This is a genomic window from Streptomyces litchfieldiae (assembly GCF_031845365.1).
Taxonomy (GTDB): Bacteria; Actinomycetota; Actinomycetes; order Streptomycetales; family Streptomycetaceae; genus Streptomyces; species Streptomyces litchfieldiae.
Window position 1 is genome coordinate 169,020 of sequence record NZ_JAVREL010000004.1, and the last position, 22,270, is coordinate 191,289.

Sequence of the window (22,270 nt, forward strand, 5' to 3'; positions counted from 1 at the left end):
CTCTCGCCATCGCGCTCCCCCCTCAACCCCCGCCCTTTTCATGCCCCTTCCGGTTGAGAAATATGGCAGCGCTCCCCCAGCCACTCTCGACCGACCGGCGGCATATGCCGGGTTCATCTCCGGCGGCGATGAAGAGCGCCGTCAGCATGGGCACGGCGTGCCCGAGCGCTTGGTGCGGCAACGGGCCCGTGGCGACGAGTGAGGCCAGTCCATGGCCGATGGCCCAGCTCTGTGTCGCCAGCTCCAGAGGGTCGACGTCGTCGCGGAAGCGGCCGGCCGTCCTGGCTCGTTCCACGGCGTCGACCAGGCAGTGCAGAGTCTCGTCCGCGGCGGCGGCGTCCTCCAGTTCGACGTCGGCGTCGAACATGACGCGGTAGAGGTCGGGGCTCTCCAGGGCGTTGGACAGGTAGGCGGCCCCCAGGGCGGCCAGGTCCCGCACCGGGTCCCTGGTCATCGCGACGGCCGCGAGCTTGGCGGCGAGGCGGGTGAAGCCTTCCTGCCGCAGCGCCTGCCACAGGCCGTCCATGCCGCCGAAGTAGGTGTAGACGGCCATCGTCGACACGCCGGTCCCGGCGACGAGCGTCCGTAGGGTGACCGGTTGCCGGGTCCGGAGCATGTGCGCGGCCCGGTCCAGCAGTTGGGCGCGCACCGCCGGATCCTTCGTCCTCGCCATGGCGACACAATACATAGCATCGCTATGCTTTCGCCGAACGCCGATCCTGTCGCCCATGAACGCCGAGGAGGGGCCATGCCCGTAACCCTGGTCAACCCGGAAGGGCTGCCGAAGCCCGATGTCTACCGCCAGTTGTCGATCGCCACCGGTTCGAGGCTGGTCTTCCTCGCGGGACAGGTCGCCCGGGACGCCGGCGGCCGCCCGGTCGGCACGGGGGACTTCGCCGCCCAGGTCGAGCAGTGCTACCTCAACATCGGCACGGCGCTGGCCGGGATCGGCGGATCCTTCGACGACGTGGCCAAGCTGACCATCTACGTCGTCGACTGGAGCCCCGAGAAGATGCCCCTGCTCGGCGAGGGGGTGGGCCGGGCGGCGGCGAAGCTGGGCGTCGATCCGGTCAAGCCGATCACCCTGCTGGGCGTGGCGGCGCTCGGGGAGCCCGACCTGCTGGTCGAGGTGGAGGCCACCGCGGTCATCGGGTAGCCGGGGTTCGAGACTAGTAAAATTTGACTACCCGGAATGGTCGGTCGTACCGTCGAACTCTCGCTCGGCGCCCACCCGTTGGGGCACCGATGCCCGAGCCGGGATGGGACGGAGAGACCGTTGACGGAAACGACGATACGGGCGAACGAGACGACCGTTCCGGTGCTGCCGTGCGCGGACGTGGAGGAGACGCTGGCCTTCTACCAGGCGCTCGGATTCGAGGTCACCTACCAGCAGACCCGCCCGTACCTCTATCTCGCCCTGGAGTGGAGCGGTTTCGCGGTCCACTTCGGCAAGCCGCCCCAGGGACACGACCCGGCCCGCGAGGACGGCGGCGGCTGTCTGGTCATGGTGGACGAGGCCGCCCCCTACCACGCCGCCCTCACCCGGGCCATGCGCGCCGCCTACGGCAAGGTGCTGGCCAAGGGGCTCCCGCGCCTCACCCGCTTCCGCCCCGGCCAGTCGCGGTTCACCCTGGTCGACCCGTCCGGCAACTCGCTCATCTTCATCCAGCGCGACGAGCCCGACGAGCTCGAATACGGCGGCTCCAAGAAACTGACGGGCCTGGCCCGGGCACTCGACAACGCCCGTATCTTCCGCGAGTTCAAGAACGACGACCGGGCCGCCTTCCGCGCCCTCTCCTCCGCGCTGCGCCGGCACGGCGACACCGCCCCGGCCCTTGACCGGGCCCTGGCCCTGGCCGCCCTCATCGAACTCGCCACCGCCCTGAACGAGCCAGAGAACATCGGCACCTGGGCCCGCGAGCTGGAACGGATCCACCTCACCGACGCCGAACGCCGGCGCGTCACCGAAGAGCTGAGCCAAGCCGAGGACCTCACGCGGTGGCTCGCCGGACACGCCCCAGAAGCGGGAACGCGGGACGACTCCGGGGGTGATCGGCGACCCGGACGGATACCGTGAGTAACGGCCGGAACGACCTGGCCCGGTCGTTGAAGAGCGGGCGGTCGATGACCACCGGCGTGGTCATCGCCGACCGGCCGGGGGCCGGCGCTGTCAGCGGGGCACCGTCGCGAGGCCGCACCGGAACTCCGCGGAGGCGAACAGCCCGGGTGTCAGACGTATGCCCGTGATGCGGTGGGCGAGAGCGAACGCGGCCTCGGTGTGGTCGGGGTCCGGCTCTTCTTCATCGCTGAGGGCGAAGCCCAGGTCCCGCATCTCGGTGAGCAGTTCGTCCGGGTGGCTGCCGTCGCGGTCGTAGGCGAAGAGCGGTTCGAAATGGAGGCGTACGGCGCCGTCCCGGTACCAGCAGAAGTGGTCCACCGCGTTGACGTTGCGGAAGTGCGAGACCACCGTGCGTCCCTGCGACACGGGGAGCATGGCCTTGTCGGTGACGCCCAGATAGCCGTTGTACTCGACCATCAGCGACCAGTCATCGACCGCTGCGACCCTCACGAACGACCGATCATGTTCGAACGACGGCTCGGCCAGCCCGGACACGCCGGTGATCCGCCCCGCGGGCTCGGCCCCGAGTGCCGTGAGCAGCTCCTCGGGGCCGAGCCCTTGGACGAGGGTGACGCAGTACGCCTCCAGCAGATCCTCGTACTGCTCAGTGAGCCACGCGTAGTCGGCGGCGGTGGTGTAAGCCATGGGAGCAGCATGGCAGCCGCCACTGACAGTGAACTCAGCCGAGCTCGAACGGGCCGATGTCGATCGCGGCTCCCTGAACGCGGGCGGCGCCGTCCACGTCCTCGGTGAAGTCCGGGCTGGTGGGCGGGGCGCCCCGGTCCAGGACGGCACCGAGGTCGGCACGGTCCCGGAATGCGGTGAAGTCGTCCGGGTTGATCGCCGGCACCGGAGCGTCGGGATTGTTCTCGAATTCCTGCCAGTCGTCGTGAATGGACTCGTCGGTCAGTTGGATGTTTCTCGTGTCGTCGATCAGCGCGTCCCGACTGCCGCTGGCGTACACGGAACCGCCGGCGGTGACCAGAATGTTGTTACGCATTCTGACGCCGGTGGTTTCCAGCCCGTCGACGGTGCTGTGGAAGGTGACCACGTGTCCGTCGACCCCGCCGAGCAGGATGTTGTTCTCGATGGTGCTGCCTGCGATGCTGCCCAGTTCGATGTTCTGGCTGCCGAAGGATTCGCAGACGTTCCCGCGATAGGTGAAGTCGCGGATGTCCGGGACCGGTCGGCGCCCGTTCTGCAGGATCAGGCACTGGCCGGAGACGCGCACGCAGTAGTTGTTCTCCACCAGGACGTCCGAGGACTCCCTGGTCTCGCTGCTGTGCTGGTAGGTCTGGAGACAGTCGGCGTGCGGCTCGCCCTCGCCCTTGTTCACGTTCAGGTCGTGGATGTAGTTGTTGCGGATGATGTGGCCGTTGCCCCAGACGCGCATGCCGTCGACGTCGTCGTTGCCGTCGTCCGACCACAGGTCGTAAATGTTGTTCCACTCGACGACGATGTTGTCGCCGCCCCAGAGAACGACGCCGAAGTTGTTGGTCCGGGTGACCGTGTTCCGTGAGATCAGTACGTCGCTGGCGCAATTCTCCGGATCACAGGCGATGGCGTAGTGAATGTGCTTTCCCCGGATCATGTTGTTGATGATCCGGTGGCCGCTGCCGGAGAACTTGATGCCCGTCGACGGGTCGTCCAGGGCGTCCCCGACGATCGTGAAGCCGTCAACGACCGCGCCCGTTCCGCTGATCACGATGTTCCGCAGTGTCACCACGCCATTGGCGCGTACGGTCACCGCCTTGTCGACGGTCAGCGTCGAGTCGCGGTGGTCCCCGGGCCGCACGCAGATGACATCGCCGGGGGACGCGTCGTCAACGGCCTGCTGGGGATCGGAGTCGGCGAACTCCGTGCAGTCGTCGGTCCTCGGGTTGCCGTTGCCATCGGTGCCGTACCCCGGCTCCGGGTCGCCGGGGTCGCCCGGGTCCCCGGGGTCGCCGTCGCCGGGGCCGCCCCAGACCTCGACCTCGGTGAGGCTGTTCCAGTCGCCCTCGCCGTCGCCGGTGTAGCCGTGGCCGAGGTAGCGGACCCGGGAGGTCTGGACGGGGTCGAAGCCGAACGACTCCAGGCCGGTGGTGGTGCCGCTGCTCTCGCCGTCGTAGGCGGTGACCCAGCGCGAACCGTCCCAGTACTGGAGCTCGAAGACGTTCTGCCGGGTGGTGCCCTTGTACACGGCGAGCTTGATGTGGCTGACGGTCATGACCGAGCCGAGGTCCAGTTGCAGCCAGGCGCCGTCGCCCTCGCCGGACCACCGGGTGGTGTAGTCGTGGTCCACGACGTTCGCCGGCTCGTTCTCGTCACTGGTGCTGGCGGTGATGGCGCCGGCGCCCGGGGTGATCTGCGCACCGGCGGCCCGCGCGGTCCCCGGCCCGGCCGGCGTCGCCGCGAGCGCGGCGATGACGGCGGCCGCCAACGGCAGCCGTCTCCAGGGTGTGAAACGGGATAAGTGGGTTTCCCTCACAGCGTGTTGCCCTCCTCGTTCGAGCTCTCCTGCCCGGCCCCGGCCGTGGAGCGTCGCCGGGGCACGGGAGGCGGCGTCGGCGCGCGACCGTAGCGGCACGGCTTCGGGAGGGGTCACGGGGCGGGGGGAGTAGCGCGGCCGGCTCCGGCGCCGGAACGAAAGACCGGCCGATTCATCGATGCCGCCCGGCCGGATCCCGCGGCACTCGGGACCCCTCCCGGTGCCGGGCCCCTAGAAATCACCCGATGGACCTCACCACGAAGACGAGGGGCTGGCAATGCACTTGCTCAACCGCGCTTCCCACCGCGCCATCCGCGGCGGGGCCGTCGTCGCGGCGGCGCTCGCGCTCGGCCTGACGGCGAACCCGGCCGTCGCGGGCACGGTCGCCGTCTCCGGTGCCACGGACGAGGCCGATGCCCTGGCCGAGATCGTCGTCAGCGACTCCGACGAGCTGGCGGCGGCCATGGGGAGCGCCCAGGCGGGCGACCGGATCGTGCTGGCGGACGGCGAATACGAGATCGGCAAGATGAGCGGGCGGCACGGCACCGAGTCGGCGCCGATCGTCGTCGCCGCCCAGAACCGGGGCCAAGCGGTCATCTCCGATGGCCAGTTGGAGGTCCTCAACTCGTCGTACGTGACGTTCGAGGGTCTCAAGTGGACGAACAGCGACACGCTCAAGATCACCAGCTCGCACCATGTCCGGCTGACCCGCAACCACTTCCGGCTCACCGAGGAGGAGTCGTTGAAGTGGGTGATCATCCAGGGCGAGAACAGCCACCATAACCGGATCGATCACAACCTCTTCGAAGAGAAGCACCAACTGGGCAACTTCATCACCATCGACGGCTCGGAGTCCCAGCAGTCCCAGTACGACCTGATCGACCACAATCACTTCCGGAACATCGGTCCGCGCGCGGCCAATGAGATGGAGGCGATCCGGGTCGGCGAGAGCGCGATCTCCCAGTCGGACGGGCACACCGTCATCGAATCCAACCTGTTCGAGAACTGCGACGGTGACCCGGAGATCGTCTCGGTCAAGAGCAACGAGAACGTGGTCCGGTACAACACGTTCCTGACCTCGCAGGGCACGCTGTCCCAGCGCCACGGCAACCGCGGTCAGTTCTACGGCAACTTCTTCCTCGGCGGCGGGAAGCCGGGCACCGGAGGCATCCGGATCTACGGCCAGGACCACCTCATCTACAACAACTACTTCGAGGGCCTGACCGGGACCGGCTACGACGCGGCGCTCCAGGTGGACGGCGGCGACGTGGACACCTCCGGCGCGCTGAGCGCGCACTGGCGGGTGTACCGGGCGACGATCGTGCACAACACGTTCGTGAACAACGTCTCCAACATCGAGGTCGGCGCCAACTACGACCTGGCGCCGGTCGATTCGGTCATCGCGGACAACGTGGTGATCGGCGGCGACGGGGAGCTGTTCAACGAGCTGATGACGCCGGAGAACATGACCTACGGGGGCAACATCGCCTGGCCGACCGGCTCGGCCACGGTCGGCGACGTGCCGGCCGACGGCGTTCGGGTCACCGATCCGCTGCTCGTCGAGGACGGCGCCGTCCACCGGATCGGCGCGGGCAGCCCGGCCGTTGACGCCGGCACCGGCGGCTATGCCTTCCTCACCGACGACATGGACGGCCAGGGCAGGACCGGGGCGCCGGACACCGGTGCCGACGAGTACTCCGCCGGTGAGCCGGCCCGTGGCCCGCTCACCGCGGCCGACGTCGGTCCCGGCGCGGGCGATTCGGAGGACCCGGACGACCCCGGTGACCCGGGGGACCCCGGCGACCCCGGTGATCCGGGCGAGGCGGAGCTGCCCGTGGCCGGCGTGACGGCGAGCGATCACGACGGGAACGTCCCGGCGAACACCATCGACGGCGACCTGGCCACCCGCTGGTCCGCCGAGGGCGACGACGTCTGGATCCGCTACGACCTCGGCGCCGTCCACACCGTGGGCGCGGTGTCCCTCGCCTGGCACCGGGGCGACACGCGCGTCCAGACCTTCGACATCCAGCTCTCCCAGGACGGCACCACCTGGACGACCGTGCGGTCCGGTCAGCGCAGCAGCGGTACCACCAGTGGACCGGAGACGTACGACTTCCCCGACGCTTCCGCCCGTTATGTGCGGATCGTCGGCCACGGCAACACGGACAACGACTGGACCAGCATCAGCGAGACCACCATCCACGGCGCCTGATGGAGGGCAGCGCCATGCGCGCGATACGCGTGGGAGTCGTCGCGGCGGCGCTCACCCTGGGACTTGCGCCCGTCGCGGTGGCGGACGAGGGTCCGGGCGTGACCCGGGTGTCGACGGCCGCCGGACTCCAGGACGCCATCGACGAGGCGGAGCCGGGCGACACGATCGAGATGGCGGACGGCACGTACGACAACATCGTCATCGCGAACAGCGGAACGGCGGCCGAGCCGATCACGCTGACCGGCTCGCCCGACGCGATCGTCGACGGCGGCGACAACGGAAGCGGCTACGGGGTGGACCTGCGGGCCGACCACTGGCGGCTCACCGGGTTCACCGTGCGCGACGCGAAGAAGGGCGTGATGGCCACCGGCGCGTCCGGCAATGTGCTGGACGGGATCGAGGTGTACGACATCGGCGAGGAAGGCATCCACTTCCGGCAGGAGAGCTCGGACAACGTGGTGCGCGACTCGTTCGTGCACGACACCGGCCAGGTCACCGAGGACTACGGCGAGGCCATCTACCTGGGGTCGGCCCAGAACCACTGGGACGGCGGCCCGGACACCAGCGACCGGAACCGGGTCCTGAACAACCGGCTCGGCCCGAACGTGACCGCCGAACACGTGGACATCAAGGAGGGCTCCACCGGCGGCGAGGTGAGCGGCAACACCTTCGACGGCACCGGCCAGACCGGCGCCAACTCCGGCGAGAGCTGGGTGTCCGCGAAGGGGAACGGCTACCTGATCGCCGGCAACCAGGGCACGGCGGCGTACATGTCGGGCTACAAGACGCGCGTGCGCGTCGAGGGCTGGGGCTGCGGAAACGTCTTCCGGGCCAACACCGGCAGCGTCGCGCCGTACCAGGCCGACGGCTGGGGATTCGACGTGGTCAACGACGGCTGCGCCGAGCCCAACGTGGTGTGCGACGACAACGAGGTCACCGGCGCCACGCTCGGCGCGAGCACCGTCGTGCCGACGGACTGCGGCGACGGCCAGTCGCCGCCCGCGCCGGAGCTGCCGGTGGCCGGGGCGACGGCGAGCGATCACGACGGCAACGTCCCGGCGAACGCGATCGACGGCGACCTGGCCACCCGCTGGTCCGCCGAGGGCGACGGGGTGTGGCTTCGGCTCGACCTCGGCTCGGCGCGACCGGTCGGCTCGCTCGCGGTGGCCTGGCACCGGGGCGACGCGCGGGTGACCACGTTCGACGTGCAACTGTCCGCCGACGGGTCCGTCTGGACCACGGCGCTGGCCGGCAGGCGCAGCTCCGGGGCGACGGCCGGGTTCGAGTCGTACGACTTCGCGCACGGCTCGGCCCGTTATGTGCGGCTGGTCGGCCATGGCAACACGGCGAACGACTGGACCAGCGTCAGCGAGATCACCGTGCGGGGCCCGCGGGTGTAGGCCGCGGTCCGGCGGGAGTTGACGGCCGGCGGCTCCTCGGCGCGCTCACCCGCGTCGAGGGGCCGCCGGTCGTTTCCCGGTGGGTGGGCTGGGACTGCGACGGGAGCACTGAGCCGGAAGGAGGTACCGGGGCCCGCCCGGCGCCCGATCCGCCGCGCGGGGCGCCGCCGGAGGATTCGGGCATGACAGAGATCAGTACCACCGCCGCCCCCGGCAGGGCCCGTGCTGGACTACAGCGCCCTGGTGACCGGCCTGGCGTTCCTGCCGCACACGGTGGTGCTGATCGCCGCCTCGCAGGTCGCCCCGGCGCTCATGGCGCGCCTGGGCGGGCGGACGCTCACCGTGGTGGGTGGCCTGCTGACCGCGGGCGGGTTCCTGTGGCAGGGCCGCGGTGCCGGACGCGGACGCGTTCGTCGCCGCGGGACTGATCACCGGGGCGGCGATGGTGCTGGTGCCGCTGCTTCCGCGCGCCCGGTCCGGCGGACCGGATCGTTAGACGGTGCCCCGGCCGTCGAGGAGCCCGAGCAGTACGGCGGCCTCCGCACGGAGCTGCGTCGCCCGGTCGGCGTGCGCGGGCGCCGTCAACTGCGCCGCGGCGGCGAGTCGTTCATCCGCTTCCGCGCGCACGATGTCCGCCACGCCGTACTCGCTCAGCGCGCGCCGCGGCGCCTCGGTGGCGCCGGCGCCGACCGGCGACTCCTCAAGAACCACGCCGCGCAGCGCGGCCGCGTCCACGGGCACCGCCTCCGCGTTGTCCACCGCGGCGAGCGTTGAGCGCAGGGCGCTGACCGCGGCCTTGTCGCGGGCGCGCATCGCCTCGCGCAGGGCTTCACGCATTCGGAGTCGCAGAGACATGCCGGTGACCCTACGGCCGCGCCGCCGGAGCGACAACTTGAAAGCGACATGAAAGCGCCGCCGCGAGCCTTCCCCGGAGGAACCGGCATCGGACGGACGCACAGCAGGTGCCCTGTGCCGGTTGCGGCGAACGTCGAGAGCGAGCACGCGCAGGCATGTCCCACAGCAACCAGTATCCCCAGCCCTCCCCTCAGCCACCCCCGTACCACTACGGAGGGCCGTCCCAGTCGCCCGGGGCATACCCCGGCCCGCCGCCCGGCGGTCACCCGCCCCGCGGTCCGAAGCAGTCGAGGGCCCTGATCGCGATCGTCGCCGTGCTGGCCGTACTCGCCGCGGGTGTGGGAGCCGTGCTGTTCCTCGGCGGGGGCGGCGACGGGGACGGAGGGGGCTCGGGGGACGAGGTGCAACTGACCCCGCACCCGACCCTGGAGCCGATGGAGTTCCCCGACGCGCAAGCGCTCGACTACGCCGCGGGGCCCGACGCCGCGTGTGCGGCGGTCTCGGAGATCATGGTCGCCCGCAACTACGAGTTCCAGAGCGCGCGTGCGAAGGACGGCGGCATCGACTGCTGGTACGCCACCCCGGCGACCAGCTCGATCGAGGACGGCACGTACCACTTCTCGGCCAACGTGTACATGTCGGTCGGGGATGCCGCGGAACCGGCCTACGACGCGTTCTTCCCCGGCTCCAACAGGTTCGCGGACCTGGAGTACGGCCCGCTGTACGAGTTCCCGGTCGGCGAGGAAGGGTGGATCATCCACAACCGGAATCTGGCCGCGGGCATGGAACGAGGCGACGGTTCCGCCTCGTTCCGGCAGGGGGAGACCACCTTCTACGTCCTCGTCTACGGCTGGATCGTGCACCCCGACGGCGCGAACGAGCCCCTGACCGAGGAGGTCACCTTCCGGGAGATCACCGACATCGTGAAGTCGCTCGGCGGCGACGACTCGGCCGGCGAACCGCAGCTCAGCGAGTCGGCCGCCCAGGAGTACGCGGGCCTTGAGGACTTCGGGGAGCCCATGCTGCCGATGGAGGGCTCCGGCGAGGAGCGCTGCGCCGCCGTGACCGCGGCGGCGACCGAGCAGCTCGACGTCAAGGTGAAGGGCACCACCGTCGACGACGGTCCCGAGACGACCATCCCGAGCACGAGCTGCGTCTACGAGCCGTCGGACGCCGCCTACGGGATCGACAACACCGGCATCCGCAACATCCGGGTGACCGTGGAGGACTACTCCGAGACCGACCCCGACGTCATGTACCCCGCGGGGGAACTCGGGTACGACCTGCGATCCACCATGGACCGTCTCGGGGAAGCGGAGGGCGCGGGCCCGCTCTACGCGCTGCCGGCTGGTACCTCGGGCTACCTGATCTACGAGGACGACGGCGGGGGCCACGGTCAGTTGGACGCCGGCTATGTGGTCGGCGACTACTACATCAGCATCACCTACGGCGGCTTCTTCAACGCCGGTGACTTCAACACCCGCGCGCTGACCGAGGAGGAGATGGTCAACGACCTGTCGCTGCTGCTCACCGCGATGAACGGCTGATCCCGGCCGCGGCGGCCGGCCGTCCCCGCCTCTCCCGCATGCTGGACCTCACAGTTCGGTGCGCTGTCTCGTCGAGCTGACGAGGGCGGACGCGATCGAGGGAGTTGGCGACAACCATGACCACGTGGAACGAGCCGGGGGACGGCCGGCCCGACCCGGGCCTGAGCGCGATCATGAGCGAGCGGCGTCAGCTCATCAACCTCGGGTACCGGCTGCTGGGCTCGCTGGCCGACGCCGAGGACGTCGTGCAGGAGACGTATGCCCGCTGGTACGCCATGTCCCCAAAGCAGCGGAAAGCGATCGATTCACCCGGCCGCTGGCTGGCGAAGGTGGCCGGCCGCATCTGCTCCGCTCGGCCCGGGCCCGGCGGGAGCGCTACGTCGGCGAATGGATCCCGGAGCCGCTGCCCGAGCCCAGTGAGTTGCCCCACGGCAGCACCGACGACCCGGCGGAACGCGTCACCGTCGACGAGTCGGTCAACATGGCCTTTCTCGTCCTGCTCGAATCGATGACCCCGGCCGAGCGCGTCGCGTTCATCCTGCACGACATCTTCCGCTACTCCTTCCCCGAGGTGGCCGAGATCGTGGGCCGTTCGCCCGCGGCGTGCCGCCAGTTGGCCACCTCCGCCCGCCGGCGCCTGCGCGCGTCCGGGACCCCCGCCACTGCGGCGGCCCAACGCGCCGATGTCGTGAGGGACTTCAAGCAGGCGTGGGAGGCCAAGGACATCGACGCCCTCGTCGGCATCCTCGACCCGCGCGTCACGGCGATCGCCGACGGCGGCGGCCTCGTCGGCGCCGTGCTCGACCCCATCGTTGGAGATGAGCAGGTCGCGCGCGTCTTCGTCGACGTCGCCCGCCGGGTGCCCGACATGACGTTCCTGGAGCGCACGGTCAACGGCCAGCCCGGTCTGGTGGCCCAGCAGGACGGCGTCACCGTGACGGTGATCGCGTTCGACGTCGCGGGCGACCGGATCGCGCGCATCTGGTCGGTGCGCAACCCCGAGAAGCTCCGGCCGCGGACGGTGAACGGGCTGCGGCGAGTCAGGTGACTTTCCGTCAATCTGCCTCAGCAGATGGGGATATGAGCCTGTCTGGCCGCCGAAACAGTTGACATGTTCCGTTGCCGGTGCCGGGACTTGGGTGGGAGGATGCGACGGCAGCCCACGTCCCATTCACCACAAGGAGCACCCATCACCATGGCCACGCAGGTCGACATTCCCGGTTACGCCGCCGGCACTTGGGTGATCGACACCGCCCGCTCCAACGTGTCCTTCCAGATCCGGCAATTCGGCGTCGCCACCCGAGGTCGCTTCACCGACTTCGAGGGCACGATCGTGACCGCGGAAAACCCGCTGGACTCGACGGTGAGCACGGTCATCAAGACCGCGTCGGTGGACACCAGGAACGAGCGCCGCGACACGCACCTCCGCAAGCCCGAGCTCCTGAGCGTCGAGGAGCACCCCACGATGACGTTCACCTCGACGGGGATACGGGCCGACGGGGGCGGCCTCTTCGTGGACGGCGACCTGACCGTTCGCGGGGTCACCCACCCGGTGACGCTGACCGTGGATCTCGACAGCGTCGCCGGCGAGCCGCTGGAGCGGGTCACGGCCCACACCGAGGTCAGCCGCAAGGCGTTCGGCGTGGTCGGGCCGCTGCGGGTCGTGGTCAGCGACAAGGTCAAGGTCACCCTCGAAATAGTGGTCAGCAAGCAGGGCTGACGGCGCCCTCTTATTTGTTACTTGGAGGACCCATGTCCGGAGCCAATGAGGTAGAAAACGTATACTCGGCCATTGAGGAATCGGCTCGGCTGGTGGGTGTGCCGTGCTCGCGCGACAATATCTGGCCGATCGTGGACGCGTACAAGGACGGGCTCCCGGAGGCCGTTATTTCCATCAGCGTGGCGACCGACAAGGCCCACGCGGGAGAGCTCGACTACACCATCACGGTGCCTCCGGGGAACGGCGATCCACACGCCGTCGCCCTGTCGAACGGCTTTGTCACGGAGACGGACCACCCCGTCGGCTCCCTGCTCTCGGACATCGTGGACCGCTTCCCCGTTCGCGGTTACGCCGTGGACTGCGGAGTCATCGGCGGCTTCAAGAAGATCTATTCCTACTTTCTCCTTGATGACATGCCGTCGGCGTCCAAGCTCGCCGACATCCCGTCCATGCCGCGCGCCGTGGCCAAGAACGGCGACCTTTTCGCCGGCCATGGCCTGGAGGCCAACAATGTGACGATGACCACGATCGACTACCAGAGCAAAACGGTGAATCTGTACTTCGGCAAGCTCTCCGCCGAATGCCTTGAGCCGAAGAACCTCCAGTCGTTGCTTCGTGAGATCGGGCTGCCGGAGGTGGGCGAGCAGACGATGGAGATCATCCGGAAGTCGTTCTCCATCTACGTCACCGTCAACTGGGATTCCCCGGACATCTCGCGGATCTGCTTCGCGACTCCGCCGAGCCCCGAGCTGATCACCCTGCCCGCCGAACTCGAACCGGGAGTTGAGCAGTTCGTCAATAACGCCGCGTACGACTACCCCGGCAAGCGCGTGCTCATCTACGGCATCGCGTGCTCGCCCGGCGGTGAGTACTACAAGGTGGGGTCGTACTACCGACTGGCGCCGCAGACGCGGAAGCAGTTGGCGGCGTTCAATACCGGCGAGAACAAGGCCTGACCTCCCGCCGGCCGGCGAGTGTCACCGCGTCGGGGTCGTCGGCCCCGACGCGGTGACCGGCGCCGGCGGCCCGCGGCCGGTTGATCGCGGGTGCCTGACTGCCTCGTGGCACGGCTGTCTGCCAGAGTGGTGGCGTGGAGCCACTGAGGAGCCAAGACCCGAAGCGCATGGGGGAGTTCACGCTGCTGGCCCGGCTGGGCAGCGGCGGCATGGGGCGGGTGTATCTGGGGCGGTCGCCGGGCGGGATGCAGGTGGCGATCAAGGTGATCCGCGAGGACTTCGCGGACGACGCCGACGCCCTGGCCCGGTTCCGGCGCGAGGTCGCGACGGTGCGCGCGGTGCGCAGCCCGTACACCGCGCGCCTGGTCGACGCCGCCCTCGACGCGCCACCGTACTGGCTGGCCACGGAGTTCGTGCCGGGCCCGACGCTGCTCGCCGCGGCGCGCGGCGCGCCCCTCGAACCGGCCTTGTGCACCGGGCTGTTCGCGGCGCTGGCCGAGGCGCTGGCGGCGGTGCACGCGCATGGGGTGGTGCACCGCGACGTGAAGCCGCACAACGTCGTCCTGGGCCCGGGCGGGCCGCAGTTGATCGACTTCGGGATCGCACGGGCCGCTGAGCACACACAGCTCACCCGCACCGGCCAGACGCCCGGCACCGTCGGCTACACCGCCCCCGAGGTGCTGCTGGGCGGCGGGGCGGGCCCGGCGGCGGACGTGTTCGCGCTCGGCGCGACCATGGCCGCCGCGGCGACCGGCCGCGCGCCGTACGGCGGCGGGGAGTGGGCGGCCGTCAGCTATCGCGTCGTGCACGGCGAGATCGACGTCGACGGCGTGGAGCCCGGTCTCGCCGCGCTCATACGGCAGTGCGTCGCCCGCGACCCGGCGGCGCGGCCCGAGCCGCGGGAGATCGTCCGGCGGTGCGGCGTCACCCACGCGCTGGCGGCACTCCCGGCGTACCAGCGGCTGGCCGCGACGACCCCGCCGCCCACGCCCCCGGCCGCGCCCCGGCGCCGGGCCCCGCTGGTGGCCACGGCCGCCCTGGCCGTCGGCGGGCTCGCGGTGGCGACGGTGGTGTGGCTGCTGCCGGAGGGCGGTGACGACGCGACGGCCGGCGACTCGCCCTCGGATTCGGTGAGCGACTCCCCCGACGAGTCGGGATCCGATGCCGGGTCCGACGGTGACAACGGTGACGACGGCGGACGGGACAGCCTGACCATCGGCATCAAGTTCGACGAGCCGGGCATGGGCCTGCTCACCCCCGAGGGCGACCACACGGGCTTCGACGTCGAGGTCGCCCGGTACATCGCCCGCGAACTCGGCGTCGAGGAGCAGGACATCACGTGGGTGGAGGCGCCCAGCATCGAGCGGGAGAACCTCCTGACGCACGGCCGGGTCGACTTCCTCGTCGCCAGCTATCAGATCACCGAGGACCGGGACACCCGCGTCGACTTCGCCGGGCCCTATCTCTCCACCCACCAGGACCTGTTGATCCGCGCCGATGACGAGGTCAACAACATCGCGGAGATCAACGACCTGACGCTGTGCTCGGTCACCGGCAGCACCCCGGCCCAGGTCGTGCAGAACGGCCTGGCCCCGGACGTGGACATCACGGAGCGCCCGTCTTATGCGGAATGCCTGGGTGCCCTGCGGTACGGCGGGGTCGACGCCCTGACCACCGACGACGCCCTCCTCGCCGGATACGCCTCCCAGAGCGGGCACCCCGACCGCTACCGGCTGGCCGAACTGAGGCTCAGCACCGAGTACGACTACGGCGTCGGGCTGCCCCAGGGCGAGACGGAACTGCGCGACGCCATCAACGCGGCGATCGCCCGGATGATCGAGGACGGCTCCTGGGCGGCGGCCGTCGAGGCCAACCTCGGCGCCGTGGAGAACTACGATCCCCAGCCGCCCGAAGTGCCCACGGCAACGGGCTGACCGGGCGTCGGCGACGCGGGTCCGGGGCGTCAGAGGGAGTGGAGCAGGGCGAGCGTCTGCCCGAGTTCGTTCCGCAGGGTCTCGCCGGCCGCCTCGGCGTCGCCGCTCACGACGGCGTGCACCAGCGCGGCGTGCCCCTCGTCGCCGTGGCCGGGGTGCGTGGCGCGCAGGTCGAGCATCGCGACCAGGTCGAGCAGTCCGCGCCGCAGCGCGGGGACGAACTCACCGAACAGGCCGGTGAGCACGGGGTTGTGCGCGGCGGCGACCACGGTCGTGTGCAGGGCGATGTCGGCGTCGACGAACGCGGCGTCGTCGGCGTCCGCGGCGGCGCGGCGCCCGGCCAGCGCCTCGTGGAGCGCGGCGATGTCGTCGTCGGTGCGGCGCCGTGCGGCCAGGCACGCGGCCTCCACCTCGACCAGCACGCGGACTTCGTAGACATCGGTGATGGCCGCCCGGCGGAGCTGGGCGGCCCAGTCCTCCCGGGGCTCGGTCGCGACGACGAAGACACCGGCGCCCTGGCGCGCCCGCACCAGGCCGGCGCCGACCAGTGCGCGCAGCGCCTCGCGGACGGTCGAGCGGCCCACGCCGAGGGACGCGGCCAGGGTGGTCTCACCGGGGAGCTTCGTTCCCACCGCCCACGTGCCGCCGGTGATCTGCTCGCGCAGGCGCTCGGTGGCCTGCTCGACGAGAGGGGACGGCCGCAGGGCATCGAGCGGCATGGGAAGTGACCTCCGGACTTATCAGGTTGTCTGAGGAGTTGGATGCGACTACCGTACCCCGCATGCCACTGCACGGGCTTCTTCTTCTCGACTGCCGCCGCGGGGTCTGACACGACCGGCACCCCGCGGCGGGTGTCGGGCTGCGCCGGTCCCCGTTGACCGACCGAGAGAAGTTCCGCGACTCATGGCTTCCCCCAACCCCAGCACGGCATTTCCCACCCTGCGCACCCCCCGCGGCGCCATCCCGGCGGACGCGCCCCGCTGGAACCCCCAGCGCCCCGGCGCGATGCCGCACCACCGCTACCGGCCCGCGCACGAGCGGGTCGCCCTGCCTCCCCTGCCGGACCGGACCTGGCCGGCGCGCCGCATCGAGCGGGCCCCGCTGTGGGTGCCGGTCGACCTGCGCGACGGCAACCAGGCGCTGGCCGAACCGATGGACACCGCGCGCAAGCGCCGGATGTTCGACCTCCTGGTCGCCATGGGCTTCAAGGAGATCGAGGCCGGCTACCCCTCGGCCAGCCGGACCGACTTCGACTTCATCCGCCACCTGGTCGACAGCGACGCCGTCCCCGACGACGTGACCATCTCCGTCTTCACGCCCGCCCGCCCGGACCTGATCGACCGGACCATGGCCTCCGTCGAAGGGCTCCCCCGCACCCTGGTCCACCTCTACACGGCGACCGCGCCCACCTGGCGGGACGTCGTCCTGAACCGCTCGCGCCACGAAGTCCACGAACTCATCCGGGACGCCGCCACCCACCTGCTGCGGCGAGCCGATCAACGGCCGCGTTCCGACATCCGGTTCGAGTTCTCCCCGGAGGTCTTCAACCTCACGGAACCGGACTTCGTCCTGGAGGTGTGCGACGGCCTGACCGAGCTGTGGGACGCGAGCCCGGACCGGCCGGTGGTGCACAACCTGCCGGCGACCGTGGAGATCGCCACGCCCAACGTGTACGCGGACCAGATCGAGTACATGCACCGCCACCTGGCACGCCGCGACTCCGTGATCCTGTCGGTCCACCCGCACAACGACCGCGGCACCGGCGCGGCCTGCGCCGAACTCGCCGTCCTGGCGGGCGCGCAGCGGGTGGAGGGCTGCCTGTTCGGCAACGGCGAGCGCACCGGGAACGTCGACCTGGTGACCCTGGCCCTGAACCTGTACACGCAAGGCGTGAACCCGATGATCGACCTCTCCGACATCGACGCGGTGCGCGAGGTCGTGGAGCACTGCAACCGGCTGCCCGTCCACTTGCGCCACCCCTATGGCGGGGACCTGGTGCACACGGCGTTCTCCGGCACGCACCAGGACGCCATCGCCAAGGGGATGGCACAACACGCCAAGCAGGCCGCCGAGTTGGGCCTTCCCGTCGAGGAGGCGCCGTGGGCGGTGCCGTATCTGCCCATCGACCCGCGCGACATCGGCCGCACCTACGAGGCGGTCATCCGGATCAACTCCCAGTCCGGCAAGGGCGGTATCGCCCACCTCCTGCGCACCCACCACGGCGTGGACCTGCCCCCGGCCATGCGCCCGGACTTCTCCCGCGCCGTGCAGGACGTCACGGACTCCACCGGACGGGAGCTGTCCCCCGGTGAGCTGTGGGAGCTCTTCCACGCCACCTATCTGGCCCCGGCCCTGGCCGGCCCGCTCACCCTGGTCTCCTGGAGCGCGGAGGAACCGGCCCCCGGCGAGCACCGGTTCACCTCCACGGTGCGTGACGCCGACGGGCGGGAGCACGCGTGCCTGGGCACCGGAGACGGGCCGCTGTCCGCGTTCGCCGACGCGCTCACCGCGGTCGGCGTCACCGCCGAAGTCCTCGGCCACACCGAGGACTCGGCCGCCGCCTACGTCCAGTGCCGGGTGAACGGCATCACCCGCTGGGGAGCCGGCTCGGCCCCGACCGCGTCGGTCCACGCGCTGCTGTCCGCCGTCAACCGCGCTCTGCGGCCCGGGACATGAACGCGCCGTCAGCCGATCCTGGCGCCGTACACGTGGTCGACCGTCAGGGTGATGAGCACCCGGCGGTCGGAGACCATCACCGACCGGTACTCGTCCCAGTCCGGGTGCTCCCCGGCGGCGGCGCGGTAGTAGTCCACGAGCGCCTGTACCTCGGGCCCCTCAGGGTCGGTCCCCGGCCCGGTGAGCGTCACGGTGCCCTCGGCGGTGGCCCACGCCATCCCGTCCGGCCCGGTGACCTCCAGCGCGGCCCGCGGATCCCGCCGCAGATTGGCCGTCTTGGCGGTCCCGTCGCTCGTGGACACGAGGATGACGCCGGCCTCCTGGTCGTAGAAGGGCATGACGGGCGAAAGCTGCGGCCGGCCGTCCGACTTGATTGTCGCGAGTACGCCCAGCCGGCTCTCGGCGAGAAGCGCGCGCGGGTTGAAGGGTGTGGCGGTCATGCCGGGATTCAAGTCCCGGCCGGGGGCGGCCTATTCCCGAGGTGAGCCGTTCGGGCCAACGGCGGGCCGGGGGTCAGTCCCGGCCCGCCGCCCATTCCCTCAGCGCGGCGAAATCATCCGCGGTCAGCCCGGTGCGGGGATCCACCCGGCACAGCAGGGCGGGCCCGCCATGGCGGGCCTTCACCCACGCGCGATCGGCGTCGGTGATCTCGTCGTCGACCCAGGCGAAGGCGCGGCCCCTGGCCCACGCGACGATCTCCGGGGTCTTCCAGAACACGCCGCCCTCAGTGTCGGGCCGTGGCGAGGGCCATGGGATGAAGGGCAGAACGGGGAGTCCCAGCAGCGGCGTGATAAAGGCGTTGGCCTCTTCCTCCCACGTCGTCGCCCAGACCAGGTCGAAGGGCAGCGCGGCCAGCGCCGGCCCGTGGTCCGGGTTGAGCCAGATCCGCAGCGGTTTCACGGGCTGGTCCGGCCGTCCCCACGCGGTCAGCCGCCGCCGCTCGGCGGCCTCCCATCGAGGTGTGAGCAGACGGTGTGTCCGGTAGCCCTGGGGCCTGCGGTGCGGCTTCGCCGCGTACGGGTTCAGCGGTCCGTCCACATCCACCAGCAGCGCTGGTCGCACCGGCCCACCCCCTCGGTCCCGCTCGCACGATGGTCCACGCCAACTCGCGGCCCGGTCAAGGTGCGGCCGGGAGCGTTCGGCCCAGGCGGGCCAGGGGTGAGAGGGCCATGAGCAGTGGGGACAGCAGCATGCCCGCGGCCGTTACCAGGAGGCCGGCGCGCAGGCCCCACGCCGTCGCGAGGAAGCCGCCGAGGAGGGAGCCCAATGGGGTCAGGCCCATGCCGGTGAACGTGATCGTCGCCGCCGCGCGGGCCTGCATGCCGTCCGGGGTGACGGCCTGGCGGACGGCCATCACCGTGACGTTCACCAACTGGCCGAAGGCGCCGAACACGAAGTTGATCGCCAGCAGCGCGGGAACCGTCACCGTGGCGGGGCCGTGCAGCGCGGGCACGCACAGCATCACGCCGTCGCCGATCGCCGCCGCGGACACGAGGACCGTGCCGTAGCCCAACCGGTGCGGCAGGCGGGCGGCCAGCAGCGAGCCCAGGAGCGCGCCGGGGCCCGTCGCCGCCAGGGCCAGCCCGATGGCGGTGCCGGACAGGTGGAGTTCGCGCGGCAGGAACAGCAGATAGATCGTCATCGTGGCCGCCAGGAAGAACTGGAAGGCGGCCGAGGCCAGGCACACCGTCCGCAGCGACGCGTCGCCGGCGACGAAGCGAAGGCCCTCCCGGATCCGCCGCCCCACTCGCGGGGGGCGTTCCGAGCGCTCCGGGACCGACTCGCGGCGGCGGATCCCGCGGATCGACAGGAACGACAGCGCGAAGAACAGCGCGCCGGAGGCCGCGGCGGCCGGCGCCGACAGCGCGGAAACGAGCGTACCGCCGAGCGCCGGGCCGCCGATCTGGGCGGCGGACCGGCTGCCCTCCAACGCGCTGTTGCCCGGCACCAGTTGATCGCGTCGCACCAGCCGCACAAGAGACGTCTGGTAGGCCACGTCGAAGAACACCGACAGCGCCCCGACGGCGAAGGCGACCACGAGCAGCGCGGGCAGGCCCAGCCAGCCCAGGAGGCCGGCCACGGCGGTGGCGCCCAGTGCCAGCGCGCGGCCGGCGTCCGTCACCACCATCACCGTGCGGGCCCGCCACCTGTCCACCCACGCGCCGGCGAGGAGCGCCAGCAACAGGATCGGCGCCTGCCCCACCGCTCGGAGAACGCCCAGCTCACCCGCGCCGACGCCGAGCGTCAGGACGGCGAAGAGCGGCAGGATGACCAGGCTCGCGTGTTCGCCGAGCTGGGAGGCGGTCTGGCCCAGCCAGAGCCTGCGGAAGTCGCGGTCCCGCCACAGGCTCGGCGGAACGGATTGCCCGGAATCGGACACGGAGGAGGAAACGGACGGCACGGGGACCCCTTGAACTGCCGACGAACGAGGCCCGCCGCCCGGCGCACGACAGGCGCGGGGGCGGTTCGGGCGAGGGAAGGCTCGCTGTGCCGCGGTATCAAGGGCAGCACGCGATGACTGGCCGACGACGGCCTACGACGTCAACGCGCGCTCGGACTACCGACCATTCCTCAGCTCCTCGTGGGTCTCTCGCCGCCCGCACCCTAGCCCGCCGTCGGCCGGGCGCGAAAGCGAGTTTGCCGCCCCGGCCTCAGCCCTCCAGGGCGCGCTGAATCTGGCGGAGCTCCGCCCGGCACTCGGCGGCCGTGAAGCCGGTGCTCTGCCGCAGGATCGCCCGCTCCACCGCGGGCAGTTCGCGGCCGGGGTCCATGCCCAGGTCGTCGCGGAGACGAGCCCGGGCCCGCCGTATCACGCCGAGGGCGTCGCCCACCCGCCCCGAGCGGTACAGTGCCATCGCCAGCGTGCAGGCCAGGGACTCCCGGAGCGGGTGCTGGTCCACCTGTTCACGCAGCTCCGCCACAACGGCCCGGTGCCGGCCGCACAACACCTCCAGCCGGAGGCGTTGTTCGAGCACGCCCTGGCGCTCCTCCTCCAGCCGCTCCGCCGTCGTGGCCAGCGCCCCGCCGCCGATGCCGAGCAGCGCGGGCGCCCGCCACCGGGCGAGCGCCGACCGCAGGACGGCCGCGGCCGAGTCCGGCCGGTTCGCGCCGAGTTCGGCACGGGCGGCGGCCACCTCGGCGCGGAACCGGCCGAGGTCGGTGGTGAAGGCGGCTTCCGGAAGCAGATAGCCGCCGGCCGTGCGCCGGATGGTGCCCCCCGGCACCCCGACCTCGGCCAGCACCAGGCGCAGCCGCCAGACGACCGTCTGCAACTGCGCCTCCGCGGTGGGCGGCGAACGGTCCCCCCACACGCACTCGATCAACCGGCCGACCCCGACCGGCTTGCCGCCGGCCAGCACCAGCGCCGCCAGCAACCGCGCCGCTCGCCGCGCCGTGATGGGCACCGGGCGCCCGTCGACGACGACCTCCAACGGCCCCAGCACGGACACCTGAAGCAACCGCGCCGCTCCCCCGTTCCGCTCATGCGCCCGGGGCCGGCGCTCCCCCGGCCCGACGAGATGCGGCCGCCGCGGCGGCCGGCCCCCTGCCGGGAACGCGCGGAGAGCGCACAGGGCTGGGTTGCTGCGCATGGCTCACTCTGTTCTCTCGGCGACGGGATCGCCGGGGAAGGTTTCGTGCCGGGCCGGCAGCGGCGGGCGCCGGCCCGGCATCCCCCTGTCGCCACCGGCCCGCGTCGGGCAGGGGCCCGACATCCGGTGGCTTGCTATTAAGAGTGGCGCTCCCACTTTCATCGCACTTTCATGAAGCAAACAGCGGCCGTCTCACGCCCAGGGGCCGACGGCCGTGAACGAGCGTCGGCGCGGAAGGTCGCCGTGTCCTGGCAGGGGTCCACGCGGAGTTCCCACGCGTAGTGCCGCAGATAGCGGCCGGTGGAGTCGCGGAAGGAGTAGCAGTTGGGGTCGGCCAGGCCGGGGACGATCGTGAAGGTGGCGCTCTGCCTCACGGCCGTGGTGCTGGACGAGGTCACCGGGTCCAGGTGGCGCGGCACCCGGGGGCGGCGAGGTCACCGGACGCTCACCGGTCGACCGCGGCAAACGGGCCTGAAACGCTCCGGCATGACGGATAAACACGGAATCCCGCTCGGCAGGGTCCTGGCCGGAGCGAAGCGCCGTGACTCCCCGCCGCTCGGGCCGACCCTGGACCGTCTGAACGACCTCGTGCCGCTACCAGAGGACATCACTGTGCACCTGCATGCCGGCTACGACTCGGACACCACCCGCGCGCTGCCCGACGAACGCGGCCTGCATGGTCGCATCGCGCACAAGGGAGAATGGACGACCCACCGCTGGAACGAACGCCCGAGCCGCCGCCCATGAGTTCACACCTTTCGGCGCGCAGAGCGGTCCGTGCCAGACTCTAC

19 protein-coding genes and 2 pseudogenes are annotated in these 22,270 nt (G+C 71.1%); 11 read left to right on the forward strand and 10 right to left on the reverse strand.

What is annotated here, in order from left to right; genetic code table 11:
- Positions 1-22 precede the first annotated feature (22 nt).
- On the reverse strand, positions 23-673 hold the full coding sequence (locus tag RM590_RS09500) for a TetR/AcrR family transcriptional regulator (protein WP_311703987.1): 651 nt from the start codon (positions 671-673) through the stop codon (positions 23-25).
- 75 nt (positions 674-748) lie between these two features.
- Here RM590_RS09500 and RM590_RS09505 point away from each other — a divergent pair, with 75 nt between their 5' ends.
- Positions 749-1,156: a RidA family protein gene (locus tag RM590_RS09505; protein WP_311703988.1), complete on the forward strand. Its 408-nt coding sequence runs from the start codon at positions 749-751 to the stop codon at positions 1,154-1,156.
- 120 nt (positions 1,157-1,276) lie between these two features.
- A complete protein-coding gene (locus RM590_RS09510) occupies positions 1,277-2,077 on the forward strand; it encodes a VOC family protein (RefSeq protein WP_311703989.1) in 801 nt (266 codons plus the stop codon).
- Positions 2,078-2,170: 93 nt separating this feature from the next.
- On the opposite strand, the gene RM590_RS09515 is transcribed toward RM590_RS09510, so the two are convergent.
- Positions 2,171-2,764, reverse strand: a complete 594-nt coding sequence (locus tag RM590_RS09515) for a DUF6461 domain-containing protein (RefSeq protein ID WP_311703990.1) — start codon at positions 2,762-2,764, stop codon at positions 2,171-2,173.
- Between the two features lie 34 nt (positions 2,765-2,798).
- Positions 2,799-4,541: a discoidin domain-containing protein gene (locus tag RM590_RS09520; protein ID WP_311703991.1), complete on the reverse strand. Its 1,743-nt coding sequence runs from the start codon at positions 4,539-4,541 to the stop codon at positions 2,799-2,801.
- A gap of 325 nt (positions 4,542-4,866) precedes the next feature.
- On the opposite strand from RM590_RS09520, the gene RM590_RS09525 reads away from it, so the two are divergent.
- On the forward strand, positions 4,867-6,801 hold the full coding sequence (locus RM590_RS09525; protein WP_311703992.1) for a chondroitinase-B domain-containing protein: 1,935 nt from the start codon (positions 4,867-4,869) through the stop codon (positions 6,799-6,801).
- Between the two features lie 14 nt (positions 6,802-6,815).
- On the forward strand, positions 6,816-8,201 hold the full coding sequence (locus tag RM590_RS09530; protein WP_311703993.1) for a discoidin domain-containing protein: 1,386 nt from the start codon (positions 6,816-6,818) through the stop codon (positions 8,199-8,201).
- A gap of 492 nt (positions 8,202-8,693) precedes the next feature.
- On the opposite strand, the gene RM590_RS09535 is transcribed toward RM590_RS09530, so the two are convergent.
- The gene (locus tag RM590_RS09535; protein ID WP_311704181.1) at positions 8,694-9,014 is read right to left on the reverse strand and encodes a hypothetical protein; all 321 of its coding nucleotides are present in this window, start codon (positions 9,012-9,014) and stop codon (positions 8,694-8,696) included.
- Between the two features lie 197 nt (positions 9,015-9,211).
- Between RM590_RS09535 and RM590_RS09540 the strand changes: the two genes are divergently transcribed.
- From RM590_RS09540 to RM590_RS09560, 5 genes and pseudogenes are all read left to right on the forward strand, one after another.
- On the forward strand, positions 9,212-10,603 hold the full coding sequence (locus RM590_RS09540) for a hypothetical protein (RefSeq protein ID WP_311703994.1): 1,392 nt from the start codon (positions 9,212-9,214) through the stop codon (positions 10,601-10,603).
- A 116-nt stretch (positions 10,604-10,719) separates the two neighbouring features.
- Positions 10,720-11,651: pseudogene (sigJ, locus tag RM590_RS09545) on the forward strand (RNA polymerase sigma factor SigJ).
- Positions 11,652-11,798: 147 nt separating this feature from the next.
- A complete protein-coding gene (locus tag RM590_RS09550) occupies positions 11,799-12,323 on the forward strand; it encodes a YceI family protein (RefSeq protein ID WP_311703995.1) in 525 nt (174 codons plus the stop codon).
- Positions 12,324-12,355: 32 nt separating this feature from the next.
- On the forward strand, positions 12,356-13,279 hold the full coding sequence (locus RM590_RS09555; protein ID WP_311703996.1) for an aromatic prenyltransferase: 924 nt from the start codon (positions 12,356-12,358) through the stop codon (positions 13,277-13,279).
- Between the two features lie 134 nt (positions 13,280-13,413).
- Entirely contained in the window at positions 13,414-15,213 is a 1,800-nt protein-coding gene (locus RM590_RS09560) for a bifunctional serine/threonine-protein kinase/glutamate ABC transporter substrate-binding protein (protein WP_311703997.1), read from the forward strand.
- Between the two features lie 29 nt (positions 15,214-15,242).
- On the opposite strand, the gene RM590_RS09565 is transcribed toward RM590_RS09560, so the two are convergent.
- Complete coding sequence (locus RM590_RS09565) at positions 15,243-15,932, reverse strand: FadR/GntR family transcriptional regulator (protein ID WP_311703998.1); 690 nt, start codon at positions 15,930-15,932, stop codon at positions 15,243-15,245.
- Positions 15,933-16,116: 184 nt separating this feature from the next.
- Between RM590_RS09565 and RM590_RS09570 the strand changes: the two genes are divergently transcribed.
- Entirely contained in the window at positions 16,117-17,889 is a 1,773-nt protein-coding gene (locus RM590_RS09570) for a 2-isopropylmalate synthase (protein WP_311703999.1), read from the forward strand.
- An 8-nt stretch (positions 17,890-17,897) separates the two neighbouring features.
- Here the strand turns inward: RM590_RS09570 and RM590_RS09575 are convergent, their stop codons facing one another.
- The 5 genes from RM590_RS09575 to RM590_RS09595 all read right to left on the reverse strand — a co-directional run bounded on the left by RM590_RS09575 (position 17,898) and on the right by RM590_RS09595 (position 21,853).
- A complete protein-coding gene (locus RM590_RS09575) occupies positions 17,898-18,329 on the reverse strand; it encodes a PPOX class F420-dependent oxidoreductase (RefSeq protein ID WP_311704000.1) in 432 nt (143 codons plus the stop codon).
- Positions 18,330-18,402: 73 nt separating this feature from the next.
- Positions 18,403-18,951 carry an HAD domain-containing protein gene (locus RM590_RS09580; protein ID WP_311704001.1) on the reverse strand — a complete coding sequence of 183 codons (549 nt, stop codon included), beginning with the start codon at positions 18,949-18,951 and terminating at the stop codon, positions 18,403-18,405.
- 55 nt (positions 18,952-19,006) lie between these two features.
- Positions 19,007-20,290, reverse strand: a complete 1,284-nt coding sequence (locus RM590_RS09585; RefSeq protein ID WP_311704002.1) for an MFS transporter — start codon at positions 20,288-20,290, stop codon at positions 19,007-19,009.
- Between the two features lie 250 nt (positions 20,291-20,540).
- Entirely contained in the window at positions 20,541-21,338 is a 798-nt protein-coding gene (locus RM590_RS09590) for an AfsR/SARP family transcriptional regulator (RefSeq protein WP_311704182.1), read from the reverse strand.
- A gap of 299 nt (positions 21,339-21,637) precedes the next feature.
- Positions 21,638-21,853 (reverse strand): AbfB domain-containing protein, encoded by a 216-nt coding sequence (locus RM590_RS09595; protein ID WP_394813834.1) that lies wholly within the window; start codon positions 21,851-21,853, stop codon positions 21,638-21,640.
- Between the two features lie 41 nt (positions 21,854-21,894).
- Between RM590_RS09595 and RM590_RS09600 the strand changes: the two are divergent.
- A pseudogene (locus RM590_RS09600) lies at positions 21,895-22,226 on the forward strand (IS5/IS1182 family transposase); the annotation flags it as partial.
- Positions 22,227-22,270: the final 44 nt, after the last annotated feature.

Excerpts from the sequence above, each read along its gene's own strand:
- RM590_RS09500 (WP_311703987.1), bottom strand. The coding sequence starts at position 673 with ATGGCGAGGACGAAGGATCCGGCGGTGCGCGCCCAACTGCTGGACCGG.
- RM590_RS09505 (WP_311703988.1), top strand. The coding sequence starts at position 749 with ATGCCCGTAACCCTGGTCAACCCGGAAGGGCTGCCGAAGCCCGATGTC.
- RM590_RS09515 (WP_311703990.1), bottom strand. The coding sequence starts at position 2,764 with ATGGCTTACACCACCGCCGCCGACTACGCGTGGCTCACTGAGCAGTAC.
- RM590_RS09525 (WP_311703992.1), top strand. The coding sequence starts at position 4,867 with ATGCACTTGCTCAACCGCGCTTCCCACCGCGCCATCCGCGGCGGGGCC.
- RM590_RS09530 (WP_311703993.1), top strand. The coding sequence starts at position 6,816 with ATGCGCGCGATACGCGTGGGAGTCGTCGCGGCGGCGCTCACCCTGGGA.
- RM590_RS09535 (WP_311704181.1), bottom strand. The coding sequence starts at position 9,014 with ATGCGCGCCCGCGACAAGGCCGCGGTCAGCGCCCTGCGCTCAACGCTC.
- RM590_RS09540 (WP_311703994.1), top strand. The coding sequence starts at position 9,212 with ATGTCCCACAGCAACCAGTATCCCCAGCCCTCCCCTCAGCCACCCCCG.
- RM590_RS09550 (WP_311703995.1), top strand. The coding sequence starts at position 11,799 with ATGGCCACGCAGGTCGACATTCCCGGTTACGCCGCCGGCACTTGGGTG.
- RM590_RS09555 (WP_311703996.1), top strand. The coding sequence starts at position 12,356 with ATGTCCGGAGCCAATGAGGTAGAAAACGTATACTCGGCCATTGAGGAA.
- RM590_RS09565 (WP_311703998.1), bottom strand. The coding sequence starts at position 15,932 with ATGCCGCTCGATGCCCTGCGGCCGTCCCCTCTCGTCGAGCAGGCCACC.
- RM590_RS09570 (WP_311703999.1), top strand. The coding sequence starts at position 16,117 with ATGGCTTCCCCCAACCCCAGCACGGCATTTCCCACCCTGCGCACCCCC.
- RM590_RS09575 (WP_311704000.1), bottom strand. The coding sequence starts at position 18,329 with ATGACCGCCACACCCTTCAACCCGCGCGCGCTTCTCGCCGAGAGCCGG.